The organism is Microbacterium sp. VKM Ac-2870, assembly GCF_015350795.1.
GTDB lineage: Bacteria > Actinomycetota > Actinomycetes > Actinomycetales > Microbacteriaceae > Microbacterium.
Genome location: NZ_JADKSH010000012.1, coordinates 1 through 414 on the forward strand (window position 1 = coordinate 1; position 414 = coordinate 414).

The following is a 414-nucleotide window of genomic DNA, read 5'->3' on the forward strand; positions in this document are numbered from 1 at the left end:
TCTTCGGCAGCAGGCTGAAGAACGATTCCATCGCCGCGTTATGGCCGGCCGCGCCGACTCGGCCCATCGATCCGACCATCCCGTGGTGGTGGAGGGCGCGGACCATCTTCCTTGCGCGAAACTGGGATCCTCTGTCGGTGAGAACCACGCAGCCGACAACATTCCCGCGCCGTGCGGCGGCGCCGTTCACGGCGTCGACGGCCAGACGAGCCTTCATCCGGTTGCTGATCGAGTACCCCACGATCCGGTTACTGAACACGTCCTTGATCGCGCAGAGGTAGAGCGTGCCCTCCGCAGTCTTGTGCTCCGTGATGTCGCTGAGCCAGAGCCGGTGGGGCATCGGCGGTGAACTCCCGGCGCACGAGATCGTCGTGGACCGGCGGGCCAGGGCGTCGACCCTTCCCGCGGCGGCGT

Annotated in this window: 1 pseudogene; it reads right to left on the reverse strand. The window is 66.9% G+C overall.

Annotation, left to right across the window (positions count from 1 at the left end):
• Positions 1-414 (reverse strand): annotated as a pseudogene (locus tag ITJ43_RS14965) (DDE-type integrase/transposase/recombinase); the annotation flags it as partial.